The 23,648-nt window shown below is 69.5% G+C and carries 20 protein-coding genes; 12 read left to right on the top strand and 8 right to left on the bottom strand.

What is annotated here, in order from left to right:
* Positions 1-8 precede the first annotated feature (8 nt).
* The 6 genes from gcvT to AJAP_RS09040 all read left to right on the top strand — a co-directional run bounded on the left by gcvT (position 9) and on the right by AJAP_RS09040 (position 5,964).
* Entirely contained in the window at positions 9-1,100 is a 1,092-nt protein-coding gene (gene gcvT / locus AJAP_RS09015) for a glycine cleavage system aminomethyltransferase GcvT (protein ID WP_038509615.1), read from the top strand.
* A gap of 17 nt (positions 1,101-1,117) precedes the next feature.
* A complete protein-coding gene (gene gcvH, locus AJAP_RS09020) occupies positions 1,118-1,495 on the top strand; it encodes a glycine cleavage system protein GcvH (protein ID WP_038509617.1) in 378 nt (125 codons plus the stop codon).
* Between the two features lies 1 nt (position 1,496).
* A complete protein-coding gene (gene glyA, locus AJAP_RS09025; protein ID WP_038509619.1) occupies positions 1,497-2,765 on the top strand; it encodes a serine hydroxymethyltransferase in 1,269 nt (422 codons plus the stop codon).
* A complete protein-coding gene (gene lipA, locus AJAP_RS09030) occupies positions 2,762-3,763 on the top strand; it encodes a lipoyl synthase (protein WP_016336367.1) in 1,002 nt (333 codons plus the stop codon). Before glyA ends, lipA begins: the two co-directional genes overlap by 4 nt.
* A gap of 16 nt (positions 3,764-3,779) precedes the next feature.
* Positions 3,780-5,153: an L-serine ammonia-lyase gene (locus AJAP_RS09035; RefSeq protein ID WP_038509622.1), complete on the top strand. Its 1,374-nt coding sequence runs from the start codon at positions 3,780-3,782 to the stop codon at positions 5,151-5,153.
* 88 nt (positions 5,154-5,241) lie between these two features.
* Entirely contained in the window at positions 5,242-5,964 is a 723-nt protein-coding gene (locus AJAP_RS09040) for a FadR/GntR family transcriptional regulator (RefSeq protein ID WP_016336365.1), read from the top strand.
* Here AJAP_RS09040 and AJAP_RS09045 read toward each other — a convergent pair.
* Both AJAP_RS09045 and AJAP_RS09050 read right to left on the bottom strand, forming a co-directional pair.
* The gene (locus AJAP_RS09045) at positions 5,938-7,608 is read right to left on the bottom strand and encodes a SulP family inorganic anion transporter (protein ID WP_038509624.1); all 1,671 of its coding nucleotides are present in this window, start codon (positions 7,606-7,608) and stop codon (positions 5,938-5,940) included. The genes AJAP_RS09040 and AJAP_RS09045 overlap by 27 nt on opposite strands.
* Positions 7,609-7,612: 4 nt before the next feature.
* Entirely contained in the window at positions 7,613-7,942 is a 330-nt protein-coding gene (locus AJAP_RS09050) for an ArsR/SmtB family transcription factor (protein WP_038509627.1), read from the bottom strand.
* A 100-nt stretch (positions 7,943-8,042) separates the two neighbouring features.
* On the opposite strand from AJAP_RS09050, the gene AJAP_RS09055 reads away from it, so the two are divergent.
* Positions 8,043-9,983 carry a transglycosylase domain-containing protein gene (locus AJAP_RS09055; RefSeq protein ID WP_038509629.1) on the top strand — a complete coding sequence of 647 codons (1,941 nt, stop codon included), beginning with the start codon at positions 8,043-8,045 and terminating at the stop codon, positions 9,981-9,983.
* Positions 9,984-10,525: 542 nt separating this feature from the next.
* Here AJAP_RS09055 and AJAP_RS09060 read toward each other — a convergent pair.
* The gene (locus tag AJAP_RS09060) at positions 10,526-11,182 is read right to left on the bottom strand and encodes an O-methyltransferase (RefSeq protein ID WP_038509631.1); all 657 of its coding nucleotides are present in this window, start codon (positions 11,180-11,182) and stop codon (positions 10,526-10,528) included.
* A 32-nt stretch (positions 11,183-11,214) separates the two neighbouring features.
* A complete protein-coding gene (locus AJAP_RS09065) occupies positions 11,215-12,042 on the bottom strand; it encodes an ABC transporter ATP-binding protein (RefSeq protein WP_038509632.1) in 828 nt (275 codons plus the stop codon).
* 128 nt (positions 12,043-12,170) lie between these two features.
* Between AJAP_RS09065 and AJAP_RS09070 the strand changes: the two genes are divergently transcribed.
* Positions 12,171-13,487, top strand: a complete 1,317-nt coding sequence (locus AJAP_RS09070) for an aminotransferase-like domain-containing protein (RefSeq protein WP_038509634.1) — start codon at positions 12,171-12,173, stop codon at positions 13,485-13,487.
* A gap of 72 nt (positions 13,488-13,559) precedes the next feature.
* Here AJAP_RS09070 and AJAP_RS09075 read toward each other — a convergent pair whose 3' ends face one another.
* The 3 genes from AJAP_RS09075 to AJAP_RS09085 form a co-directional block, all read right to left on the bottom strand.
* Positions 13,560-15,368, bottom strand: coding sequence for a hypothetical protein (locus AJAP_RS09075; protein WP_038509635.1), 1,809 nt, complete (start codon positions 15,366-15,368; stop codon positions 13,560-13,562).
* Positions 15,369-15,481: 113 nt separating this feature from the next.
* Complete coding sequence (locus AJAP_RS09080; protein WP_038509636.1) at positions 15,482-17,455, bottom strand: SDR family oxidoreductase; 1,974 nt, start codon at positions 17,453-17,455, stop codon at positions 15,482-15,484.
* Between the two features lie 58 nt (positions 17,456-17,513).
* The gene (locus AJAP_RS09085) at positions 17,514-17,732 is read right to left on the bottom strand and encodes a hypothetical protein (protein ID WP_039922712.1); all 219 of its coding nucleotides are present in this window, start codon (positions 17,730-17,732) and stop codon (positions 17,514-17,516) included.
* Between the two features lie 196 nt (positions 17,733-17,928).
* Here AJAP_RS09085 and AJAP_RS09090 point away from each other — a divergent pair, with 196 nt between their 5' ends.
* Positions 17,929-19,152 carry an NAD(P)/FAD-dependent oxidoreductase gene (locus AJAP_RS09090; RefSeq protein ID WP_038509637.1) on the top strand — a complete coding sequence of 408 codons (1,224 nt, stop codon included), beginning with the start codon at positions 17,929-17,931 and terminating at the stop codon, positions 19,150-19,152.
* Positions 19,153-19,229: 77 nt separating this feature from the next.
* Here AJAP_RS09090 and AJAP_RS09095 read toward each other — a convergent pair whose 3' ends face one another.
* The gene (locus tag AJAP_RS09095) at positions 19,230-20,489 is read right to left on the bottom strand and encodes a Bcr/CflA family multidrug efflux MFS transporter (protein WP_038509639.1); all 1,260 of its coding nucleotides are present in this window, start codon (positions 20,487-20,489) and stop codon (positions 19,230-19,232) included.
* A gap of 230 nt (positions 20,490-20,719) precedes the next feature.
* On the opposite strand from AJAP_RS09095, the gene AJAP_RS09100 reads away from it, so the two are divergent.
* The 3 genes from AJAP_RS09100 to AJAP_RS09110 are packed head-to-tail and all read left to right on the top strand — an operon-like array spanning position 20,720 to position 23,639.
* On the top strand, positions 20,720-21,580 hold the full coding sequence (locus tag AJAP_RS09100; protein WP_038509641.1) for a fumarylacetoacetate hydrolase family protein: 861 nt from the start codon (positions 20,720-20,722) through the stop codon (positions 21,578-21,580).
* Positions 21,580-22,881, top strand: a complete 1,302-nt coding sequence (locus tag AJAP_RS09105; RefSeq protein ID WP_038509644.1) for an enolase C-terminal domain-like protein — start codon at positions 21,580-21,582, stop codon at positions 22,879-22,881. The genes AJAP_RS09100 and AJAP_RS09105 overlap by 1 nt, the downstream gene beginning before the upstream one ends.
* Positions 22,878-23,639 carry an SDR family NAD(P)-dependent oxidoreductase gene (locus tag AJAP_RS09110; RefSeq protein WP_038509646.1) on the top strand — a complete coding sequence of 254 codons (762 nt, stop codon included), beginning with the start codon at positions 22,878-22,880 and terminating at the stop codon, positions 23,637-23,639. Before AJAP_RS09105 ends, AJAP_RS09110 begins: the two co-directional genes overlap by 4 nt.
* Positions 23,640-23,648 lie beyond the last annotated feature (9 nt).

A 23,648-nucleotide genomic window follows, 5' to 3' on the forward strand; every position in this document is an offset into this window, starting at 1 on the left:
GGCACTTGATGTCGAAAGAGACGTCCCTGCACGGAGTCCACAAAGGACTGGGTGCGCTGTTCACCGATTTCGCGGGCTGGTCGATGCCGATCCGCTATTCCAGCGAACTGGCGGAGCACAAGGCGGTCCGCGAGGCCGCCGGTCTGTTCGACCTCTCGCATATGGCCGAGATCGAGGTGACCGGCCCGCAGGCCGCCGACACCCTCGACTTCGCGCTGGTCGGCAACCTGTCCGGCGTCAAGCCGGGCCGGGCGCGCTACACGATGATCTGCGACGAGAACGGCGGCGTGCTGGACGACCTGGTCGTCTACCGCCTCGCCGACGAGAAGTTCCTGGTCGTGGCCAACGCGGGCAACGCCGCCGTGGTGGCCGAAGCGCTGGCCGAGCGGGTCTCGGGTTTCGACGCGGTCGTCGAGAACAAGTCCGAGGACGTCGCGCTGATCGCCGTCCAGGGTCCGAAGGCCGTCGAGATCCTCGGCGCCGTCACCGACGCCGACCTGGGCGCGCTCAAGTACTACGCGAGCGTCCCGGCCGTGGTGAAGGGTCACGACGTCCTGCTGGCCCGCACCGGCTACACCGGCGAGGACGGCTTCGAGCTGTACGTCCCGGCCGGTGAGGCACCCGCCGTCTGGCGCATCCTCACCGAGGCCGGCGAGCCGCACGGCCTGCTCCCGGCGGGCCTCGCCTGCCGCGACACCCTGCGTCTCGAAGCCGGAATGCCGTTGTACGGCAACGAACTCAGCCTCCAGCTGAGCCCGTTCGAGGCCGGTCTCGGCCGGGTGGTCAAGTTCGAGAAGCCGAACGACTTCGTCGGCAAGGCCGCGCTCGAAGAGCTGTCCAAGAAGGACGTTCCCCGGGTCCGCGTCGGGCTCAAGGGCTCCGGCCGCCGCGCGCCGCGTCACGGCTACACCGTCCTGGCGGGCGAGACCGAGATCGGCGAGGTCACCAGCGGTGCCCTCTCGCCGACGCTGGGTTACCCGATCGCCATGGCCTACGTGGACCGGGAGCACTCCGAGCCCGGCACCGAGCTTTCCGTCGACATCCGGGGCCGTATCGAGCCCGTCGAGGTCGTCGCCCTGCCCTTCTACTCCCGCGCCTGAAAGGCCCTTCCGACATCATGAGCATCCCCCAGGACCTGAAGTACACGAAGGAACACGAGTGGCTGAACGTCGCCGACGGCGTCGCCACCGTGGGCATCACCGCCTTCGCCGCCGAGTCGCTCGGTGACATCGTGTTCGTCCAGCTCCCCTCGGTCGGCGACACCGTCACCGCGGGCGAGGTGTTCGGCGAGGTCGAGTCCACCAAATCGGTCAGCGAGCTGTACGCACCGGTGGACGGCGAGGTCGTCGAGGTGAACGAGGCCACAACGGACACCCCCGAGCTCATCAACTCGGACCCGTACGCCGAAGGATGGCTCCTGAAGGTGCGTCTGACCGGCGACGTGCCCGCCCTGCTCGACGCCCAGGCGTACGCCGTCTTGACCCAGGAGAACTGAGATGTTCAACGCTGCCCTGTCCGATGTGGACCCCGAGGTCGCCACCGCCGTCGCGGCCGAACTCGACCGGCAGCAGTCGACCCTGGAGATGATCGCCTCGGAGAACTTCGCCCCGGTGGGCGTGCTCGAGGCGCAGGGTTCGGTGCTGACGAACAAGTACGCCGAGGGCTACCCCGGCCGCCGCTACTACGGCGGTTGCGAGCACGTCGACGTCATCGAGCAGCTGGCGATCGACCGCGCGAAGGCGCTCTTCGGCGCCGAGCACGCCAACGTCCAGCCGCATTCGGGCGCGCAGGCCAACGCCGCCGCGATGGTCTCGGTGCTCAACCCCGGCGACACCATCCTCGGTCTCGACCTCGCCCACGGCGGGCACCTGACCCACGGGATGAAGATCAACTTCTCGGGCAAGCTCTACAACGTCGTCGCGTACCACGTCGACAAAGAGACCGGGATCGTCGACATCGAGGAGATCGAGCGCCTCGCCAAGGAGCACAAGCCGAAGCTGATCATCGCAGGCTGGTCGGCGTACCCGCGTCAGCTCGACTTCGCCGAGTTCCGCCGTATCGCCGACGAGGTCGGCGCGAAGGTCATGGTCGACATGGCGCACTTCGCCGGTCTGGTCGCCGCCGGGCTGCACCCGAGCCCGGTGCCCTACGCCGACATCGTCACCACGACCACGCACAAGACCCTCGGCGGTCCGCGCGGCGGCATCATCCTGTCCCGTCAGGAACTCGCCAAGAAGATCAACTCGGCGGTGTTCCCCGGTCAGCAGGGCGGCCCGCTGGAGCACGTCATCGCCGCCAAGGCCGTCGCGCTCAAGATCGCCGCGAGCGAGGAGTTCCGCGAGCGTCAGCAGCGCGTGCTCGAAGGCGCGAAGATCCTGGCCGACCGCCTGTCGCGCACGGACTGCAGCGAGGCCGGCGTCCGCGTGCTGACCGGCGGGACCGACGTGCACCTGGTGCTCGTCGATCTGGTCAACTCCACTTTGGACGGTCAGCAGGCCGAGGACCGGCTGCACTCGGTCGGTATCACGGTCAACCGCAACGCCGTCCCGTTCGACCCGCGTCCGCCGATGGTCACCTCCGGCCTGCGGATCGGCACCCCGGCGCTGGCGACCCGCGGCTTCGGTGCCGAGGACTTCGCCGAGGTGGCCGACATCATCGCCGAGGCGCTGCGCCCGGACTTCGACGAGGACCTGCGCCAGTCGCTGGCCGCCCGGGTCGAACTGCTGGCCAAGAAGCACCCGCTGTACGCGGACCTCGGCCGATGAGCGCGCTCCCCGAGGGGCGCAAACTTCTCCGGCTGGAAGTCCGCAACGCGCAGACCCCGATCGAGAAGAAGCCGCCGTGGATCAAGACCCGTGCGCGCATGGGTCCGGAATTCACGGAGCTCAAGGGCTTGGTCAAGCGTGAAGGCCTCCACACCGTCTGCGAAGAAGCCGGCTGTCCCAACATCTACGAGTGCTGGGAAGACCGTGAGGCGACGTTCCTGATCGGCGGTGACCAGTGCACGCGCCGGTGTGACTTCTGTCAGATCGACACGGGCAAGCCGGAGGCGCTGGACCGGACCGAGCCGCGCAAGGTGGCGGAGTCGGTGCAGGCCATGGGCTTGCGCTACTCGACGGTGACCGGTGTCGCGCGCGACGATCTGGAGGACGGTGGTGCGTGGCTGTACGCAGAGACCGTCCGTCAGATCCACGCGCTGAACCCCGGCACCGGTGTCGAGTTGTTGATCCCGGACTTCAACGCGGATCCGGACCAGCTGGCCGAGGTCTTCGGTTCGCGCCCGGAGGTTCTGGCGCACAACGTGGAGACGGTGCCGCGGATCTTCAAGCGCATCCGGCCCGGCTTCCGGTACGCGCGGTCGCTGGAAGTCATCACGAAGGCTCGTGAGGCCGGTCTGGTGACGAAGTCGAACCTGATCCTCGGCATGGGCGAGACCCCCGAAGAGGTCGCGCCCGCGATGAAGGACCTGGTCGACGCAGGCTGCGAGATCCTCACGATCACCCAGTACCTGCGCCCGTCACCGCGCCACCACCCCGTGGACCGCTGGGTCAAACCGGAGGAGTTCGTCGAGCATTCGAAGGCAGCCGAAGCGATGGGCTTCGCTGGTGTGATGGCCGGGCCGCTCGTACGCTCGTCGTATCGGGCCGGTCGCCTGTTCGCCCAGACGAAGGCCCACCGCGGCGAAGCGCTGTCGGAGAATTTGGCCCATCTCGCCGCCGAAGGGCCCGCGGCCCAAGAGGCCAGCTCACTGCTGGCCAGATAGGAAGGAGGGCAGATCAATGGCGATCAGCGTCTTCGACCTGTTTTCGATCGGCATCGGCCCCTCCAGCTCCCACACGGTGGGCCCGATGCGGGCCGCACTGACCTTTGTGGACGGTCTGGCGGCCGACGGTGACCTCACCGCGACGGCACGCGTCCAGAGTGAGCTTTTCGGCTCGCTCGGCGCGACCGGGTTCGGGCACGGCAGCGACAAGGCCGTGCTGCTCGGGCTGTCCGGGGAGCGTCCGGAGGAGATCGACACCGACACCGTGCCCGGCAAGATCGCGGCGATCCGCGAATCCTGCCGGTTGAAGGTGCGCGGCGAGCACGAGATCGTGTTCACCGAGGACACCGACCTGACCATGCACCGGCGGAAGTCGTTGCCTGCGCACCCGAACGGGATGATCTTCCGCGCGTTCGACGCCGACGGGAAGGTGCTGCGCGAGCGCACCTACTACTCCGTCGGCGGCGGGTTCGTCCGCGACGAGTCCTACGAGACCGACACCGTCGTCGTCGAGGACTCGACGAAGCTGGAGTTCCCGTTCCGCACCGGCGCGGACCTGCTGAAGCATTGCGAGGACACCGGGCTGTCCATCAGCGAGGTCATGCTGCGCAACGAACTCGCGTGGCGCACCCGCGAGGAGATCCGCGAAGGGCTGCTGGAGATCTGGCAGGTCATGGTGGAATGCGTGCGCAACGGCTGCGAGCACGAGGGCGTCCTGCCGGGCGGCCTGAAGGTTCCGCGTCGCGCCAAGGCGTTGCACGAGAAGCTGCTCGCCGAGGACGGCGTCGGCGATCCGTTGTACGCGATGGACTGGGTGAGCCTGTACGCGCTGGCGGTCAACGAGGAGAACGCCGCGGGTGGCCGCGTCGTCACCGCGCCGACCAACGGCGCGGCGGGGATCATCCCGGCCGTTCTGCACTACTACCAGCGGTTCATCCGGGGCTCGTCGGACGACGGCATCGTGACGTTCATGCTCACCGCGGGCGCGATCGGCTCGATCCTCAAGCAGACGGGGTCGATCTCGGGCGCCGAGGTCGGTTGCCAGGGTGAGGTCGGTTCGGCCAGCGCCATGGCCGCCGCCGGGCTCACCGAGGTCCTCGGCGGTTCACCCGCGCAGGTGGAGAACGCCGCCGAGATCGGCGTCGAGCACCACCTGGGGCTCACCTGTGACCCGGTCGGCGGGCTGGTGCAGATCCCGTGCATCGAACGCAACGCCGTCGGCGCGTCGAAGGCGATCCACGCGGCGCGGATGGCGATGCGCGGCGACGGCTCGCACGTCGTGACGCTGGACAAGGCGATCAAGACGATGCGCGAGACCGGTGCCGACATGAGCGTCAAGTACAAGGAGACCGCGCGCGGCGGCCTCGCCGTGAACGTCATCGAGTGCTGACGGCCCGCATTTAGTCCTCTGGATGCGGTAGTTGCACACGCAAGTACCGCATCCAGAGGACGAATTGCGGGCCGCCTAAACTCGAAGGGTGGAGTCGAGCACGGTCGCGAACGCGGGTGACGCGCTGTTCCGCCCGGTGCGCGCGGGCAACGCCTTCGAGGAGACCGTCGAAAGGCTGCTCCAGGCGATCCGGCTGGGCGTGGTGGGCGCGGGGGAGCGGCTGCCCTCGGAACGCGAGCTCGCCGAGCGGCTCGGGGTCAGCCGGGTGACGCTGCGCGAGGCCATCCGCGCGCTGTCCGACGCGGGCTACGTCGAGTCGCGGCGGGGACGGTACGGCGGCACGTTCGTCAACGACGTCCTGCCCGACCCGCCCGCCGCCGACGGCCGGAAGGTCGACAACGCCACGCTGGAGGACGCGCTCGGCCTCCGGCACGTCCTGGAGACCGGCGCCGCCGAAATGGCGGCCTCGCGTTCGCTCAGCCCGGCCGACCGGCAGCATCTGACCAGCACGCTCGCCGAGGCCGCGGCGGCCGACGTCGGCGATTACCGGCGCAAGGATTCGCGGCTGCATCTGGCGATCGCCGAGGTCACCGCGTCCGGCTCGCTGACCACGGCGATGGCCGACGCGCGGATGCGGGTCAACCAGCTGCTCGACATGATCCCGCTGCTGGAACCGAACCTGGAGCATTCCAACGCCCAGCACGAGGCCATCGTCGACGCGATCCTCGCCGGGGACTCCGAGGCGGCCCGCCGGGCGATGACGGAACACGTCGAAGGGACCGCGTCACTGCTTCGCGCGTTCCTCGCTTGAGGTCAGCAGCGCGTGCGCGAAATCGATGGCGTGCGGTGTATCCGGGAAGACCCGGCCCTCCGCGCGGAGCCGGTCCGCGACGCCGAGTTCGTCGAGCACCTTCTCGTGGCCGGGTTTGATCCCCGACACCAGCACCGTGATCCCGCGATGTTCGAGGCGTTCGATGGCGTCGCGCAGGACGAGGGCGCCGGTGGCGTCGATGGCCGACACCCGTGACATCCGGAGGATGACCACCCGGACGTCGGCGACCTCGGACAGCTCCAGCAGGAACTGGTGCGCCGCGGCGAAGACGAGCGGTCCGTCGAGCCGGAACGCGACGATGTGCTCGTCCAGGAGCGCCCGTTCCTCGGCGACGTGATCGGCGTGGTCGAGCGCCACCTCTTCGATGCGAGCCGCCTTCGCGATCGCCCGCAGGGCCAGGGCGCCCGCCACGACGAGGCCGAGGATGACCGCGGTGACCAGGTCCAGGATCAGTGTCGCGGCGGCGGTGAGCACGAGGACCAGCGCGTCACGCCGGGTGGAGCGCAGGAGCGCGCGGACCGAACCCGCCTCGACCATGCGGACGGCCGTGGCCAGCAGCACCCCGGCGAGCGCCGCGATCGGGATCGTGGCCACGAGCGGCGCCGCCGCGAAGACGATCACCGCCAGCACCATCGCGTGGGTGAACGAGGCCAGCCGCGATTTCGCCCCGGCGCGGACGTTGACCGCGGTGCGCGCGATCGCCGCGGTGGCGGGCACGCCGCCGAACAGCGGGGTGACGAGGTTCGCGAGGCCCTGCCCGAAGAGTTCCCGGTCCGGGTCGTGGCGTTCGTTGACGCTCATCGCGTCGGCGACCGTGGCCGACAGGAGGCTTTCCAGCGCGGCGAGCGCCGCGACCGCGACGGCGGAGGGAGCCAGCGCGCCCAAGGTCGACAGATCCAGGAAATCCAGCGAGGGCGCGGGAAGACCGTTGGGCAGTGCGCCGATCCGCGCGACCGGCAGCTGCGCGAAATGGCTCACGAGGGTCGCGACGGCCACCGCGACCAGCGAGAACGGGATCGACGGCCGCCACCTCGCGCCGAGCAGCATCAGGGCGGCGACCCCGGCGGCGATCGCGATCGACGGCCAGGCGGGATGTCCGGCGAAATCGGCCACCGCCTTCGCCGCGACGACGGCCACCTTCTCGCCTTCCGGCGTGGCGACGCCGAGCGCGGCGGGGACCTGCTGCAACGCGATCACCCCGGCGATGCCCAGCGTGAAGCCTTCGACCACCGGTGTCGGCACGTAGCGCATGTACCGGCCGGCGCGGGCGACCGCGAGCAGGAGCAGCAAGATCCCGGCGAGCAGGCCCACCGTCAGCACGCCGCCCGCCCCGTGCGTGGCCATGATCGGCACCAGCACGACGGTCATCGCGCCGGTCGGCCCGGACACCTGGAGGTTGGAGCCGCCGAAGATCGCGGCCAGTGCGCCGGCGACGATCGCGGTGACCAACCCGGCTTCCGCCCCGAGGCCGGACGAGATGCCGAAGCCCAGCGCCAGCGGCAGCGCGACGATCGCGACGGTCAGGCCCGCCGTGAGGTCGCGCCGGGGAGCGCGTTTGAGCGTCCGCAGGTCTTCACGTCCGGGCAGGAGCGAGCGCAGTTCCGAAAGTCTCAGACCCGCCACGCCGTCACTCCGCGTCGCGTAGCTGGGCGAGCAGGACGTTCTGGTCGGCCAGCAGCTCGGTGAGGATGCGCCGGGCCGCGCGCAGGAGCTCGACGACGTCGCCGCCGGCGAGCGCGTACACCACCGTCGAGCCCTCGCGGGTCGAGGTGACGATTCCCGACCGGCGCAGGACAGCCAGCTGCTGGGAGAGGTTGGAGGCCTCGACCTCGATCTCGGCGAGCAGTTCGCGGACGGCCTTCGGGCCTTCGGCGAGCAGCTCCAGTACACGGATCCGGACCGGGTGGCCCAGCATGCGGAAGAACTCCGCCTTGGCCTGGTACAGGGGGACGGGCATCTGTTCACATTATCAAATGAAGAATTCTTCAAGTCATGAACAGGAGGCAGTTTGGTGACTTTCCCACAACCTTTTCACTCGTTCGGGCGTCTAACCTGGCGTGGAAAACCCGGATGAGGCAGACGCACCCGAGTCGGAGACCACGGCCACCCCGGAGCCGAAACCGAAGAAGCGCAGGTGGCGCAAGATCGTCGCCTGGACGCTCGGCCTGGTGATCGGCATCCCGGTCGTCGCGTTCGGGCTCGCGTACGTCCTGCTCGACGTCCGCAGCCCGCAAGAGGTGCTCGCCGATCTCGACAAGACCGTCGTCCTGCAGAACGCCGACGGCTCCGAACTGCTCAAGGTGGTCCCGCCCGGCGGCGACCGGCTGTTCGTGCCCTACGACGCCGTCCCCGCGAAACTGCGCGACGCGATCGTCGCGACCGAGGACCCGACCTTCTGGGACAACGAGGGTTTCGATCTCACCGGGCTCGGCCGCGCGCTGGTGACCGGTGTCGGCGGCGGCTCGGGGATCACCCAGCAGTACATCAAGAAGTCCACCGGCAACGAGGACGCCACCCTCACGCGGAAGTTCTCCGAACTCGTGCTCGCCACGAAGATCACCCAGCAGCAGACCAAGAAGGAGATCTTCGAAAGCTACGTCAACATCATCTCGTTCGGCCGCGGCACCTACGGCCCGGCTTCGGCGATGAACGCCTACTTCGGCCGCAAACTCGACGACTCGATGACCTGGAGTGAGGCGGCCTTCCTCGCGGGGATGATCCAGTCGCCTTCGGTGCACGACCCGTACGCCTCCAGCCACGAGCACGCCATGAAGCGCTGGTCCTACGTGGTGAACAAACTGGTCGCGCGTGGCTATGTGAGCCAGGCCGAAGCGGTCGCCATGACCTATCCGGAGGACGCGATCCAGGCGCCGTCGGAGACCCGCGCCGGCCGCGTCACCTACGAGCAGTACCACATCAAGCAGCAGGTCCTCGCCGAACTCGAGCAGGTCGGCTACCCGCTCGACCGGCTGCGCGGCGGCGCGATGAAGGTCGAGACGACCATCGATCCGCGTGCCCAGGCCGAAGCCGAGAAGGCGGTCAAGGAGCGGTTGAAGGGGCAGCCTGAGCATTTCCGCGCGTCGCTGGTCGCCGTCGAACCCGGGACCGGGGCCATCCGGGCCTACAACGGCGGTGGCTGGAGCGTGCACGACTACGCGGGCACCCAGTACGGCACCGGCTCGGCGTTCCAGCCGTTGCTCCTCGCCGCCGGTCTCGAACGGGGCGTGAACGTGGACGAACCGCTGAAGGCGGCCGCGTCGGTCGATTTCCTCGGCGAGACCTTCGAGTTCCAGGACCAATGCGGCGAAGGCGGGAAGTGCACGCTGCGCGAGGCGATGGGGCGGGGCGCTCAGGGGCCGTTCGTCGACCTGGCGAAGAAGCTCGGCGCCGAAGCGGTCCGGGAAGGCGCCCGCGCGGCCGGGATCCCCGAGTCCGTCGACGGTGCGGTGACCCTGCGGGAGAAGGACGGATTCCTGATCGGCCCGGGGATCGCCGTCGGCCGGTATCCCTTACGCCCCAGCGACATGGCCGGTGCTTACGCGACCTTCGCCGCCGACGGCATGCGTGCCACCCCGCATCTGGTGTCGAAGATCCGGGACGAGAACGGCGAAATCGTGTGGGAACGGCCGTCGGACAAGACGCCCGCGTTCCAGGGCGACGAGGTGCTGAGCCGCCGGATCGCGGGCACGATGAGCCAGGTGCTGGCCACCGGTCTGAAGGATCGTCCGGCGGCGCTGAAGACCGGCGACTTCCGGTTCGAGGAGACGGACGACAACGCGGGCGGCTGGGCGGTCGGGTACACGCCGCAGCTCGCGACCGCGGTCTGGGTCGGCTCCGACGAGCCGCGCCGGATGCGGGACGCCGCCGGGGAGAAACTGACGGGCAGGACACTGCCGTCGGACATGTGGCAGCGCTTCATGAACGGTGTCCACCGAGGACAGCCGGCGCGGTGGCCGGACGGTTCCGAACCGCGGCCTGCCACGACGGCGCCGCGGTGATGCTTCGGTCCAGTGGGTCGTGAGTGGCGTTTCGTGTTCTAACCCGAATCGCCACTCACGAGCCGGGTTGTACCGAGACGGTGGCTTCGCGTGATTGGGCGGACGGCACGTGTGATCCGACGGACGACACATGTGATCAGATGGACGACACGCTCGCGGCGAAGCTTTCGCCGTGAGTGGTCCGTCCAGACACGCGTGTCGTCCGTCGGATCACGTGTGTCGTCCATCCAGTCACGCAAGACCGCCAGTAGGTACTCAGGACACGGTTGGTTCTAACCCGAAACGCCACTCACGAGCCGGGTTGTACATGAAGGCCCCCTTCCTGTACCTAGGCGCAAGGATGGGGGCCTTCATGTACTGGCATGGTCGAGTTTCCTCGGCTGAGCCGAGGCAAGAGGCCTTCACGGACCTGACCCGAAGCTTCACGCGCTGACGTGCCTACTGGCGCAGGTTGGCTCAGCCGCGATCCGCGTAGGTACCTAAGACACCGTTGGCTCTAGCGACCCGAAACACCCATGACCCGGCGGGCCGAGCGATGTCCGTCAGGGCTTCACGAGCACGACGGTCAGGCCGTCGTAGCCCTTGCTGCCGACGGTCTGGATCGCCGTCGCGTCGACGCGGGGTTCGGCGGCGATCATCTCGTGCAGCCGCCTGATGCCCTGGATGTTCGGGTCCTCGCTGGCGGCGTCGGTCACCGTGCCACCGCGGACGACGTTGTCGACCACGATCACGCCGCCGGGCCGGACGAGCTTCAGTGACGCCTCGAAGTAGGCCGGGTTGTTGGCCTTGTCGGCGTCGATGAACGCCAGGTCGATCGGGCCGTCGACCGACGGCAGCAGGTCCAGCGCTTTGCCGACGCGGACGTCGACCAGCCCGCCGAGCCCGGCCGCGTCGATGTTGCTGCGCGCGACATCGGCGTGCTTCGGGTCGTATTCGAGGGTGACGAGCCTGCCCTGCGGCGGCAGGGCGCGGGCGAGCCAGATCGTGCTGTACCCGCCGAGCGTGCCGATCTCCAGGATGGACCGGGCGCCGATCATCCGCGCCATCAGGTTGAGCAGTTTGCCCTGGTTCGGTGCGACGGCGATCGACGGCAGCCCGGCCTCGTCCGACGCCTTCCGCGCGCCTTCGAGGGCGGGGTCGGACGGGACGAGCACCCCGGACAGATAGTCGTCCACTTCGGACCACAGTTGCTGTGACATGGCACCTCCGCCGCCAACCTACTCCGAGTGCATCAGGCGGCGCGGCGGCCGGCTTTCGGGATCACCAGCGGGGTACCGGTTTCCGGGCACGGCATGACCCGGCAGGGCAGCTCGAAGATCTTTTCGACGTTGGCGGCGGTCACGACCTCTTCGGGTGCGCCGGTCGCGAGGACCTCTCCGCCGCGCATCGCGATCATGTGCGTCGCGTAGCGGGCGGCGTGGTTGAGGTCGTGCAGCACCGCGACCAGCGTCCGGCCCTGCTTCTGGTGCAGTTCCGCGCACAGGTCGAGGATGTCCATCTGGTGCGCGATGTCCAGATAGGTCGTCGGCTCGTCGAGCAGCAGGAGATCGGTCTCCTGCGCCAGCGCCATCGCCATCCACACTCGCTGCCGCTGACCACCCGACAGTTCGTCGACCAGCCGCTCGGCGAGATCGTCGACGCCGGTGGCGCGCATGGACTCCGCGACCACGGTGGCGTCCTCACGGGACCATTGGCGCAGCAGGCGCTGGTGCGGGTACCGGCCGCGCGCGACGAGGTCCGCGACGGTGATGCCGTCGGGCGCGATCGAGCTCTGCGGCAGCAGGCCGAGCCGCCGGGCGACCTCCTTGGCGGGGAAGGAGCTGATCACCTGGCCGTCGAGGAACACCGAACCCTTGCGCGGTTTGAGCATCCGCGCCAGCGCGCGCAGCAGGGTGGTCTTGCCGCAGGCGTTCGGCCCGACGATGACGGTGAACGACCGGTCGGGGATGACCACCCCGAGGTCTTCGGCCACGGTCCGGCCGTCGTAGGCGAGCGTCAGCGCGTCCGCGTGCAGACGGGACGTCGTGCTCTGCTCGGTGAGGGTTTCCACGGTCTCCACGCAGGTTAGGCTAACCTAGGAGGCCGCCGTTGTGGTGTTCCGTAGGTCGCAGTCGGCTCACGACGTGCTTCGATGGCATCATCCCCAGTGCAATCGCGTGAATGCACTCGGTGCGATCGAAGGGCGGCATGGAGGACTACCGGATAGTCGCGGACGAGATCTCCGCCGACGTCGAGGCTGGCAGGCTCCGGCCGGGCGACAGGCTGCCGCCGCAGCGGCGGTTCGCCAGGGAACGCGGGATCGCGAACTCGACGGCCGCGCGGGTCTACGGCGAACTCGTCCGGAGGGGTGTCGTGGTCGGCGAGGTCGGCCGGGGCACGTTCGTCCGCGCCGGTCGGCCGCCGTTGGAGACCGCGCTCGCCGAGCCCGGCGGTGCGACGGTCGACCTCGAACTCAACTTCGCCGTCCTTCCGGAACAGTCGGCGCTGGTCGGGAAGGCGCTGGAGCCGCTTCTGCGCGAAGACGTCCTGACAGCAGCGTTGCGGCCGGGAAGCGTCTCGGGCTCGAAGCAGGCGCGTGACGCCGTCGCCGGGCTGATCGCGAAGGACGGCTGGACACCTGAAGTCCTCTTCGCCGGGAGTGGGCGGCAGGCCATCGCGGCCGCCATCGCCGCCTTCGTGCCGATGGGGGAACGGCTCGCCGTCGAAGCCATCACCTACCCGGTGGTCAAGGCGCTCGCCGGGCGGCTAGGTGTGCAACTGGTGCCCATCGAGACCGACGACCGGGGCCTCATTCCCGAAGCGCTCGAAGCCGCGTCCGTCCGCGCGCTGTACGTCCAGCCGACGCTGCACAATCCACTTGGGTCCACAATGGACGAAGCGCGCCGGATCGAGCTGGCCGAAACCGTGCGCCGGATGGACATCCCGGTGATCGAGGACGGGATCTACACCTTCCTGCGGCCCGAGATCCGCCCCTTCGCGGCGTACGCGCCGGAACGCACGGTGTTCGCCGACAGCATGTCCAAACGGCTCGCGCCGGGGCTGACCACCGGATTCCTCGCCGTCCCGGCGGCATGGACGGAACGGCTCGCCGCGGCCGTGCGCTCGGGCGGCTGGGTCGCGCCCCGGCTCGCGGTCGAAGCAGCCACCCGGTGGATCACCGGTGGCACGCTGGAAACCGTCGAACGGGCGAAACGGCTCGACGCCGCGGAACGCCAGCGGCTGACGGCGGAACGCCTGGCCGGGTTCACCCTGCGCGCCGATCCGCAGGCGTACCACTGCTGGTGGGAGCTCCCGGAACACTGGCGCGCCGAGACCTTCGTCGCCGCGGCCGCGCGCCGCGGGATCGCGGTCACCCCGGCGGCCGCGTTCGCCGTCGTCCCCGGTCACGCCCCGAACGCGGTGCGGCTCGCCGTCTCGTCGCCGCCGCTCGAAACGCTCGCGGCCGCTTTGGACGTCCTCGCCGGACTCGCCTCCGGCCGCCCCGAGGACGCCGGCGTCGACTGACCCCCAACGCGTTTCGTCCTCTGAATGCGGTAGTTGGCAGCGCGAACTACCGCATTCAGAGGACGAAACGCGTCAGGGGCGGGGTGCCCACTTGCCGATGAAGCTGCCACAGGTGACGGTCCGCCCGGTGAGCCGTGACCGCAGCGCGTTCTCCAGCCCGAGGTAGTCGAAGATCGGGGCGTCCCCGGCGACCTGGTCGGGCACGGGGCCGCCCTTGGCCAGCACCGGCATGCTCACGGTCTGGAACAGCACGAGGTAGTCGCCGTCGCGGTTGAGCCCGTCGGCCGCCGCGAGCATGCGTTCCGGGGCGTCGGCGACGATCTCCAGCGGCAGCGGCCATTCCAGCGGGAACGGGTTGCGCAGGCCGAAGGCGGGATACGCGAACGGATTGTCGGGCAGGACGGCCGTGCGCCCGGCGGGGAAACGCGTGACGCAGTCGTGGATCTGGGAGATGTAGGTGTAGGTACCCGGATTCGTCCGGATGCCGCGCATCGACGGCGTCACCGTGCCGAGGTCGCCCGTCAGCTTCTCGTGCGCCATGTCGAGGTACGCGGCTTCGTCGTGATGCGCGACCACGGCCCAGCCCGACACCAGCACCGCGACCAGGCCCATCGCTGTCGCGCCCGCCAGCCGCACCCGGCGGGCCGGCTCCGGCATCGGCGGCAGCGCGTCCGCGAGCAGCAGGATCGCCGTCAGCGCCAGTGTTCCGGTGAACAACGTCGGGGTGTCGTTGCCCCACGACAGGCTGGTCATGAAGCCGGTCGCGAAGACCAGCGCCGCCATTCTCGGGAATCGCCGCGTCGCGACCCAGTTCACCAGCAGCGCGACACCGAGGATCCACCAGAGGACGTCCGCCCAGCGCGACGCGCCGGTGAAATGCCCGTCGACGACGGTGCCGACCACCACCGCCACCCCCGCCAGGAGCAACAGCCGGGCGAGGAGCGCCCCGGCGAAACCGGCGCGGTCGCGGAAGGTCCCGAGCAGGGCCAGGAACACCCCGGCGATCAGGAAGAACGTCAAGCCCCGCACCGGTGGACGCAGCAGGGACGCGGGATTTTCCAGCCACAGCCCGAGAAGCCGCTCGCCGTACGCGGGCAGCCCGCCGGTGAGCTGCTCGGCCATCGCGCCGAGCCCGCCGTCGAGGGTGACGATTCCGACGTAGAAGACCAGGAAAGCGCCCAGCGCCAGCAGATCCCAGGCCAGCCGTCCCCACCAGCGGCCGGTGCGGAACGCTCCCTCGCGCAGCGACGGGTGCAGCAGCAGCCAGCACAGCGCGATCAGCGGCACCGGCGCGAAACTCTGTTTGACGAACACCGAGGTGCCCAGCAGCACCAGGCCGAGCCGTCGTGGCCACGCCTTGCCGTTGCGCAGTCCCGAATCCAGCGCCCAAGCGCCGCACGCGGTCAGGAAGATCCCGTCGATCGTGTGCCACGCCATGAGCGGGAACGCGTTGAGGTTCAGCAGCGACGCGGCCGCCGTCAGCCCGGTGAGTCCCGGCCCCCAGTCACGCACGCGGCGGCGGGTGACCAGAACCGCGAACGCGATGGTCGCCAGGATGATCTCCAGCATGCTGAGCACGCTGGAGACGAAGAACAGCGGCCCCGGCAGCAGGAAGTCGACGATGTGCAGGTACGCCGAACCCAGCGGCCGCGCGGAGATGATGTCCGAATGCGGCACTTCCCCGTGCCGCACCCGCCAGGCCTGGGCGAGGATGAAACCCTGGTCCGACGGGTGGAAACCGAAGCGCCCCACCCGGAGTTCGGTGGCGACGGCGAGCGCGAGCACCCAGGCCGCGTGCAGGCACAGCCGCAGCACTGTCCTGGACGGACGTACCACCGCTGCGTCCGGTCCGGTCGACAGCGGGGGACTGGCGACGTCCACACTGCCCCTTCCCGGTCGTCCCTACCTCGGCCCGTGCCCGCCGACCCCCGGCGTATCGGAAACCGATGGTAGCGGCCGGGGGCGTCCCCCGATCGAGCCCCGGCGGCGGGACGTCAGGGACGACGGCGCCAGACCAGCCTCGTGACCGCGCCCGCCACCGACGCGAGCGGGGCCTTTCGGGGCAGGCCACGGGATTCCGGTGCGGATTCGGGCATCGCGCGATAGACGAGGTGGGCGAAGAACCGGGCCGTCTTCGGTGCGACGAGCGTCACCAGTTCGGCGGCCGTTCCCTCGGGCAGGTTCAGGATCTCCGGTCGTTTCTCCAACGCCTTCACCACGAGCGCGGCGGCGCGTTCGGGGGAGCTCGACGGCATGCCGCGATAGGAACCGGTCGGGGCGATCATGTCGGTGCGCACCAGCGGCATCCGGACCGAGGTGAAGGTGACGCCGTCGGAAAGCGTTTCCCGCCCGGCGGTCAGCCCGAACTCCTCCAACGCGGCCTTCGAAGCCAGGTAAGCGGAAAACCGCGGCGTGTCGGTCTGGAGTCCTTGGGTGGTCACGTTCACGACGTGGCCGAAACCGCGCGCGGTCATCGACGGCAGCAGGCCCAGCGTCAGCCGCACGGGTCCGAAGTAGTTGATCGCCATCGTGCGCTCGAAATCGTGGAACCGTTCGGTGGACAGCGAAAGCGATCGCCGGATCGAGCGGCCCGCGTTGTTGACCAGCATGTCGACGGCGCCGTGCGCGGCGAGCACGTCCTTGACCAGAGCGTCGACGGCGCCGCCGTCGGTGAGGTCGCACGGATACGCGGACGCCTTGCCGCCGGCCGCGACGATCTGCTCGCGGACCTCTTCGAGTTCGTCGGCGCGCCTGGCCACGAGGATCACTTCGCCGCCCTTCGCGGCGACGGCGAGCGCCGACGCGCGCCCGATACCCGAGGACGCGCCGGTGATGAGGACCTTGCGGCCGTCGAGCGGTTCCGGCCCGGGACGGCGGCGGCCGCGATCGGGATCCAGATGCGCGAGCCAGTACCGGTAGAGCGGACCGGCGTACTCCTTCAACGGGGGCAAGGTGATCCCGCTGCCTTCGAGCGCGGCCGTGGTCGCGCTGGTGTCGAAGTCGACCTCCATGCTCAGATGCGGCAGGACTTCGAGCGGGATGCCGAGTTCCGCGAGCACCGCCGCGCGGGCCGACCGTCCGCCGGGGACCCGGTCGAAGCCGGCGGCCGCGGATTTCGCCAGCCGGGTTCCCGCGCGCTTGAGCGCTCCGGAAGGCCGGGCGGGAAGAACGGCGGAGATCTTCGGCCCGCCCGCGGCCCGCGCGAACGCGTTGTAGACCTCGTGAAGCGGCTGTGGCCGGGGCGACGCGAGGTGGTACGTGCTGCCACTGGGCGCGTCGACGTGCATGAGGTGTTCCATCGCTTCGACGACGTAGTCGACCGGAACGAGATTCGTGGCGCCGAGATCCGGGGCGGCCAGTGGAAGACGGCGGGGCAGCGCGGCGAGTCGCGAGATCGCGGGAAGGAAGTAGTACGGGCCGTCGATCTTGTCCATCTCACCGGTGCGCGAATCACCGGCCACGGCCGACGGCCGGTACACGCGGAACGGCGTTTTCCCGTGCCGTCGTACGAGTTTCTCCGCCTCGAACTTCGTCGCGTGGTACGGCGACGCGAAACCCTGGCCGAGGTCGAAGTCGGCCTCGGTGAACCGTCCGGCGTACTGTCCCGCGACCGCGATCGACGAGACGTGGTGGAAGAGCCCGGCCTTCGCGGCCGCGGCGAACTCCAGGACGTTGCGCGTGCCGTCGACGTTGGCCGCGCGGTTCGCCGCTTCGTCCGCGGTGAGGTCGTAGATCGCGCCGAGATGCACGACGTGGTCGAGGGGTCCCACGCGGGCGGGATCGATGCCCAGCGAGGGTTCGGTCAGATCGCCGGTGACGGGAACGAGCTTCTCGTGGCTCGGGAGCTTCCCGCGTGAGGTCTCCCTCACGAGAACATGGACGGCTACGGTCTCCGGTCGCCGTAGTAGGCGCGCGACCAGGCGTTTTCCCAGAAAACCCGTCGCGCCCGTCACGAAGTAGGTGGTCATGGCCGGCTCCTTCCGAACGGGGCCGACTCTACCTACTCAGAAGTAGGAACGGTAGTTGTCATTCACTGTGGTCCGGATGTTCGGCCACCGCGACCACGGCGTCGCGGAGCGCGGCGCGCAGGCGCCCCACGTCCAGCGGCCCGAGTACGGCGGCCTCTCCGGGCGGCGCCACGAGCACGATCTTGTCGCTGCTCACGAACACCGTCACGTCCCTGCGCCTGCCCGCGAGATCCCGGCAGCCGACCGACCATTCGTCCCGGGGTGCCAACGTCCTCATCCTCCCGTATCCCATGATCTCCCTTTCTCGTCCGAGGCTGGGACGAGGCGCTTTCGGGGGCGTGACGCCGATTACCCCATGTTCCTACTGATGGGTTAACCGATCCTGCATATCGTGATCGACTTCCGCTCTCGCTAGGCCGGAAGGGGACGAACGGGAGTAGCGTCCGGGGGAGGGACTGCTTGGGAGGTCATGGATGTCCGAACCCAGGAAGATCGTCATCGTCGGCGCCGGTCTCGCCGGGGCGACGGCCGCCGGGACGCTGCGAGAACGCGGTTACGAGGGCGAGATCGTGCTTCTCGGCACCGATACACATCGCCCGTACGAATTGCCGCCCTTGTCCAAGGGACTTCTGATGGGCAAGACCGATGAACCCGACTGGGTGCACGGCGAAGGTTTCTACGGCGAGAAGGACATCGCGTTCCGGAGCGGGGTGACCGCGACCAGGATCGAGCTCGGCGCGCGGCTCGTGCACGACGACGCGGGCGGCGAACACCGCTTCGACCGGCTCGTCCTCGCGACCGGCTCCCGGCCGCGTTCGTTGCCGGTGCCCGGCGGGGATCTGCCGGGTCTGCGGACCCTGCGCACCCTCGACGACGCGCTCGCGCTCCGCTCGGCGTTCAAGGACGCGCGGCGGGTGGTGATCGTCGGCGCGGGCTGGATCGGGACCGAGGCCGCGGCGGCCGCCAGGGAACACGGCGCCGAGGTGACCGTGGTCGACCAGGTCGGCTCGCCGTTGCTCGCGGTACTGGGCGATCAGGTGTCCGGCGTCTTCAAGGACCTGCACACGCAGCACGGGGTGAACTGGCGTCTGGGTGAAGGCGTCGCCGGCTTCACCGGCGGCCCGGACGGGGTGACCGGTGTCCGCCTTCAGAGTGGTGACGAGCTCTCTGCCGACGTCGTGCTGGTGGCCGTCGGCGCCGCGCCGCGGGTCGACCTCGCGCACGCCGCCGGGCTGGAACTGTCCGACGACGGCGGTGTCTGCGCCGACGCAGGCCTTCGGACGGCCGCGCCCGACGTCTACGCGATCGGCGACATCGCCGCGCATTTCCATCCCCGCTACGGAAAACGTGTCCGCGTCGAGCACTGGTCGAACGCGAAGTGGCAGGGGGAGCACGTCGCCGGGAACCTGCTGGGCGAGAACGAGCCGTACTTGCGGAGTCCGTATTTCTTCTCGGACCAGTACGACCTCGGATGCGAGTACCGCGGCCTCGCCGATCCCGAGACCGACGAACTCGTGGTGCGGGGCGATCTCGCGGCGCGGGACTTCACCGCGTTCTGGCTGCGGGACGGGCAGGTGGCCGCCGCGATGAACGTCAACCAGTGGGATGACGGGGACGCCTTGAAGGCCCTGGTCGAGGGACGCGCGGCGGTGACCGCGGAGCAGCTGAGGACTGCCGATCTCACTTCGCTCGTTTGACCCCTCCGGATGCTAGGAAAGGACCGTTCCTTGCAAAATTTGCAAGGAACGGTCCTTTCCTAGCGCGCGTGAGGGGGTCAGGCCTCCTGGGGGACAGCCGCGAGAGGCACCGAAGCGCGCGAAGGCCGCGTCATGGTCCCGAAGGCCAGCAGCGCGAGCACGCCGAAGCCCGCCATCACGATCCCCATCGGGACCGCGGTGCCCGGACCGCCCAGCCCGACCAGCGGCGTCGCCAGCCCGCCGACGACGAACTGCAGCACACCCAGCAGCGCCGACGCCGAACCGGCGGACCGCGCCTGTTCGGCGAGCGCCAGCGAACTCGCGTTCGGCGCCACCATGCCGATACTCGACACCAGGATGAACAGCGGGATCAGCAGCCCGATCAGCCCGAGGTTCAGCACCGTCGCGGCCAGCACGCCGAAGCCGGCCACCGCCGCGATGACCAGGCCGACGGTCAGCAGCGTCCGCTCCGGGAAACGTCCGACGATGCGCCCGTTCAGTTGTCCGACGGCCACGATTCCGATGCCGTTGAGGCCGAACACCAGGCTGTACGCCTGCGGGCTGAGCCCGTAGACGCCCTGCAGCGCGAAGGAGGAGCCGGAGATGTAGGCGAACAGGCTGCCGAACATCAGCCCGGAGGCCAGCGCGTAGCCGAGGAAGCCGCGATCGCGGAACAGGCTCGCGTACTTCCGCAGCACCGAGCCGAACCGCGCGGGGGTGCGGCGTTCCTCGGGCAGGGGTTCCGGCAGCAGGAAGAAGACGACGGCCAGCAGGACCGCGCCGAACACGGTCAGGCAGACGAACACGCCGCGCCACGACGTCCAGTTCAGGACCTGGCCGCCGATGATCGGCGCCAGGATCGGCGCGAGCCCGTTGACCAGCATGAGCAGCGAGAAGAACTTCGTCATCGCGGTGCCGGAGTAGAGGTCGCGCACGGTCGCCCTCGCGATCACGATGCCGGCCGCGGCGCCGAAGGCCTGCACCCCGCGGGCGGCGATGAGCAGTTCGGCGGTCGGGGCGACGGCGCACAGGATCGAGCCGACCATGTAGAGCGCGAGCCCGGCCACGAGCGGTTTGCGGCGGCCGATCGCGTCGGACAGCGGTCCGAGGATCAGCTGGCCGAGCGCGAGCCCGATGATGAACGCGCTGAGCGTGAGCTGCACGGTCGCGTCCGCCGCGCGCAGTTCGCCCGCCATCTGCGGCAGCGCGGGCAGGTACATGTCGATGGACAGGGGCCCGAAGGCGGACAGGCCGCCGAGGATCAGGACGAACCGGGCGCGTCCGGTCGTGAGAGGACGCGCGACGGGTTCTTCCACTCGCTCGGGCGCGATGGTCATGCTCGTTCCTTCCCCAGTGATGGTTCCGCGAGGAACAACTTGCTTAGAGTAGGTAACTATTCCCACTGTGAGTCTCGCCACCCGGACTTCGCAAGACTGATCCGATCAATTTTCCGGACAAATCCGAGTGGCCCCTAGATCTCGTCGGAGGTCGTCGGGTATACATCGGATGTCTGTTCGTTGCTGTGGGAGCCGTTGATTGTTGACGGTTCGGCTGGAAGGGAAAATCCGTGCAGCTGTTGCGACTCGGGGAGCCGGGAAGTGAGCGTCCGTTCGTACGTGCCGGGGACGGCACGCTGCGCGACCTCTCGGCGCTGACCGCCGACATCGATGGCAGCTTCTTCGCGGGCGACGGCGTCGCCAGGGTCGCGGCCGCGCTGGCCGCCGGTGAACTGCCCGAAGCGGGCCCCGAATTCACGTCGGCCAGGGTGGGCTCGCCGATCGCGCGGCCGGGCAAGGTCGTCTGCATCGGCCTCAACTACCGGCAGCACGCCGAGGAATCCGGCGCCGAGGTCCCGACCGAACCCGTTGTCTTCATGAAGGCGCCCGACGTCGTCGTCGGCCCGGAGGACGACGTGCTCGTGCCGCGCGGCTCGACCAAGACCGACTGGGAGGTCGAGCTCGGCGTCGTCATCGGCAAGACCGCGCGCTACCTCGAAAGTGTCGAAGAGGCCTTGGAGTACGTCGCCGGCTACACCGTCTCGAACGACGTGTCCGAGCGCGAGTTCCAGCTCGAACGCGGCGGCACCTGGGACAAGGGCAAGTCGTGCGAGAACTTCAACCCGCTCGGCCCGTGGCTGGTCACCGCCGACGAGGTGGCCGACCCGCAGGACCTCGGCCTGCGGTTGTGGGTCAACGGCGAGAAGAAGCAGGACTCGTCGACCAAGGACATGATCTTCTCGGTCGCGGAGATCGTGCACTACGTGAGCCAGTACATGGTGCTGCGCCCCGGGGACCTCATCAACACCGGCACCCCGCAGGGCGTCGCGCTCGGCCAGCCCGAGCCGAAGCCGTACCTGACCGAAGGTGACGTCATCGAGCTCGAGATCGACGGCCTCGGCCGCCAGCGTCAGAACGTCAGGCAGGCGTGATGGCGAAGATCGTGGGCATGGAGGTGCTCGACGTCCGCTTCCCCACTTCGCGGGAGCTGGACGGTTCGGACGCCATGAACCCGGACCCGGACTACTCGGCCGCGTACGTCGTGCTGCACACCGACGGCGGCCCGGACGGCTACGGGCTCGCCTTCACCATCGGACGCGGCAACGACGTCCAGGCCGCGGCGATCCGCGCGCTGGAACCGCACGTCGTCGGCAGGGACGTGCCCACCGACGCGGCCGCGCTCGGCGACCTTTCACGGGCACTGGTCGGCGACTCGCAACTGCGCTGGCTCGGCCCGGAAAAGGGCGTCGCGCACATGGCGATCGGCGCGGTGGTCAACGCCGCGTGGGATCTCGCCGCGCGGATCGCCGGGCTCCCCGTCTGGCGGTTCGCCGCCGAGATGTCGCCGGAGGACCTGGTCTCCCTCGTCGATTTCCGGTATCTCTCCGACGCGCTGACCGAACAGGAGGCGCTCGACATCCTCCGCGCCGCCGAACCCGGCCGCGCCGAGCGGATCGCCAAGATCGAGCGCGACGGCTACCGCGCGTACAGCACTTCCCCCGGCTGGCTCGGCTACTCGGACGCGAAACTGGTCCGGCTCGCCGAACAGGCGGTCGCGGACGGCTTCGAGATGATCAAATTGAAGGTCGGCGGGAATCTCGAGGACGACGTCCGCCGGATGAAGCTCGCCCGCGAGACCGTCGGCCCGGACATCCGGGTCGCCGTCGACGCGAACCAGCGCTGGGACGTCTCGACCGCGATCACCTGGATGACCGCGCTGGCCCCGTACGACCCGTACTGGATCGAAGAACCCACCTCGCCGGACGACGTGCTCGGGCACGCCGCGATCGCCAAGGCGCTCGCCCCGATCCGGGTGGCCACCGGCGAGCACGTCCAGAACCGCGTGGTGTTCAAGCAGCTGCTGCAGGCGGGCGCGATCTCGGTACTGCAGCTGGACGCCGCCAGGGTCGGCGGGTTCAACGAGAACCTGGCGATCCTGTTGCTGGCGGCCAAATTCGGCGTCCCGGTCTGTCCGCACGCCGGTGGCGTCGGGCTGTGCGAACTCGTCCGGCACCTGTCGATGTTCGACTTCGTGGCCGTGTCCGGGAGCGACACCGACCGGTCCATCGAATGGGTCGACCACCTCCACGAGCACTTCACCGATCCGGCCGCCGTCGTCGACGGCCGCTACGTCGCCCCGTCCGCGCCGGGCTTCTCGGCCCGGATGCACGACGCGACCCTGCGCCGGTTCACCTTCCCCGACGGTCCAGAGTGGACGGAGACAAACCAGTGAGTGAGTTCGAAGGCCTCGTCGCCGCCGTCACCGGCGGTGCCTCGGGAATCGGCAGGGCCACCGCCGACCTGCTCGCCGCGCGAGGGGCGAAGGTCGCGGTGCTCGACCTGAATCCCGGCGACCTTCCCGAAGGCCTCACCGGATTCCGCTGCGACGTCGGCTCCGACAAGGAGGTTCGGTCGGCGATCGACGCGGTCGCCGAGCGATTCGGCAGGCTCGACGTCCTGGTCAACAACGCGGGTATCGGCGCGCAGGGCGACGTCACCGCCAACAGCGACGACGAATGGCACCGGGTGCTCGACATCAACGTCGTCGGCATGGTGCGGCTCGCGCGGGCGGCGTTGCCGCATCTGAAGAACTCGCCGTCGGCCGCGATCGTCAACACCTGTTCGATCGCCGCGTGGGCGGGCCTGCCCAACCGCGCGCTGTACTCGGCCAGCAAGGGCGCGGTGCTCTCGCTGACCCTGGCGATGGCGACCGATCACCTCGCCGACCGGATCCGCGTCAACTGCGTCTGCCCCGGCACCGCGGACACGCCGTGGGTCGGCAGGCTGCTCGACGCCGCGGGCGATCCGGAGGCCGAACGCGCCGCGCTGGCCGCCCGTCAGCCGATGGGCAGGCTGGTCACCGCGGACGAGGTCGCGAACGCGGTCGTGTATCTCGCCAGCCCGCTGTCGGCTTCGACCACCGGCACGGCGCTCGCGGTCGACGGAGGGATGTACGGGTTGCGTCCGCGCGGCCCGGTCCACCACCAGTAGTTTCGCTGC

It is taken from the genome of Amycolatopsis japonica (assembly GCF_000732925.1).
Taxonomy (GTDB): domain Bacteria; phylum Actinomycetota; class Actinomycetes; order Mycobacteriales; family Pseudonocardiaceae; genus Amycolatopsis; species Amycolatopsis japonica.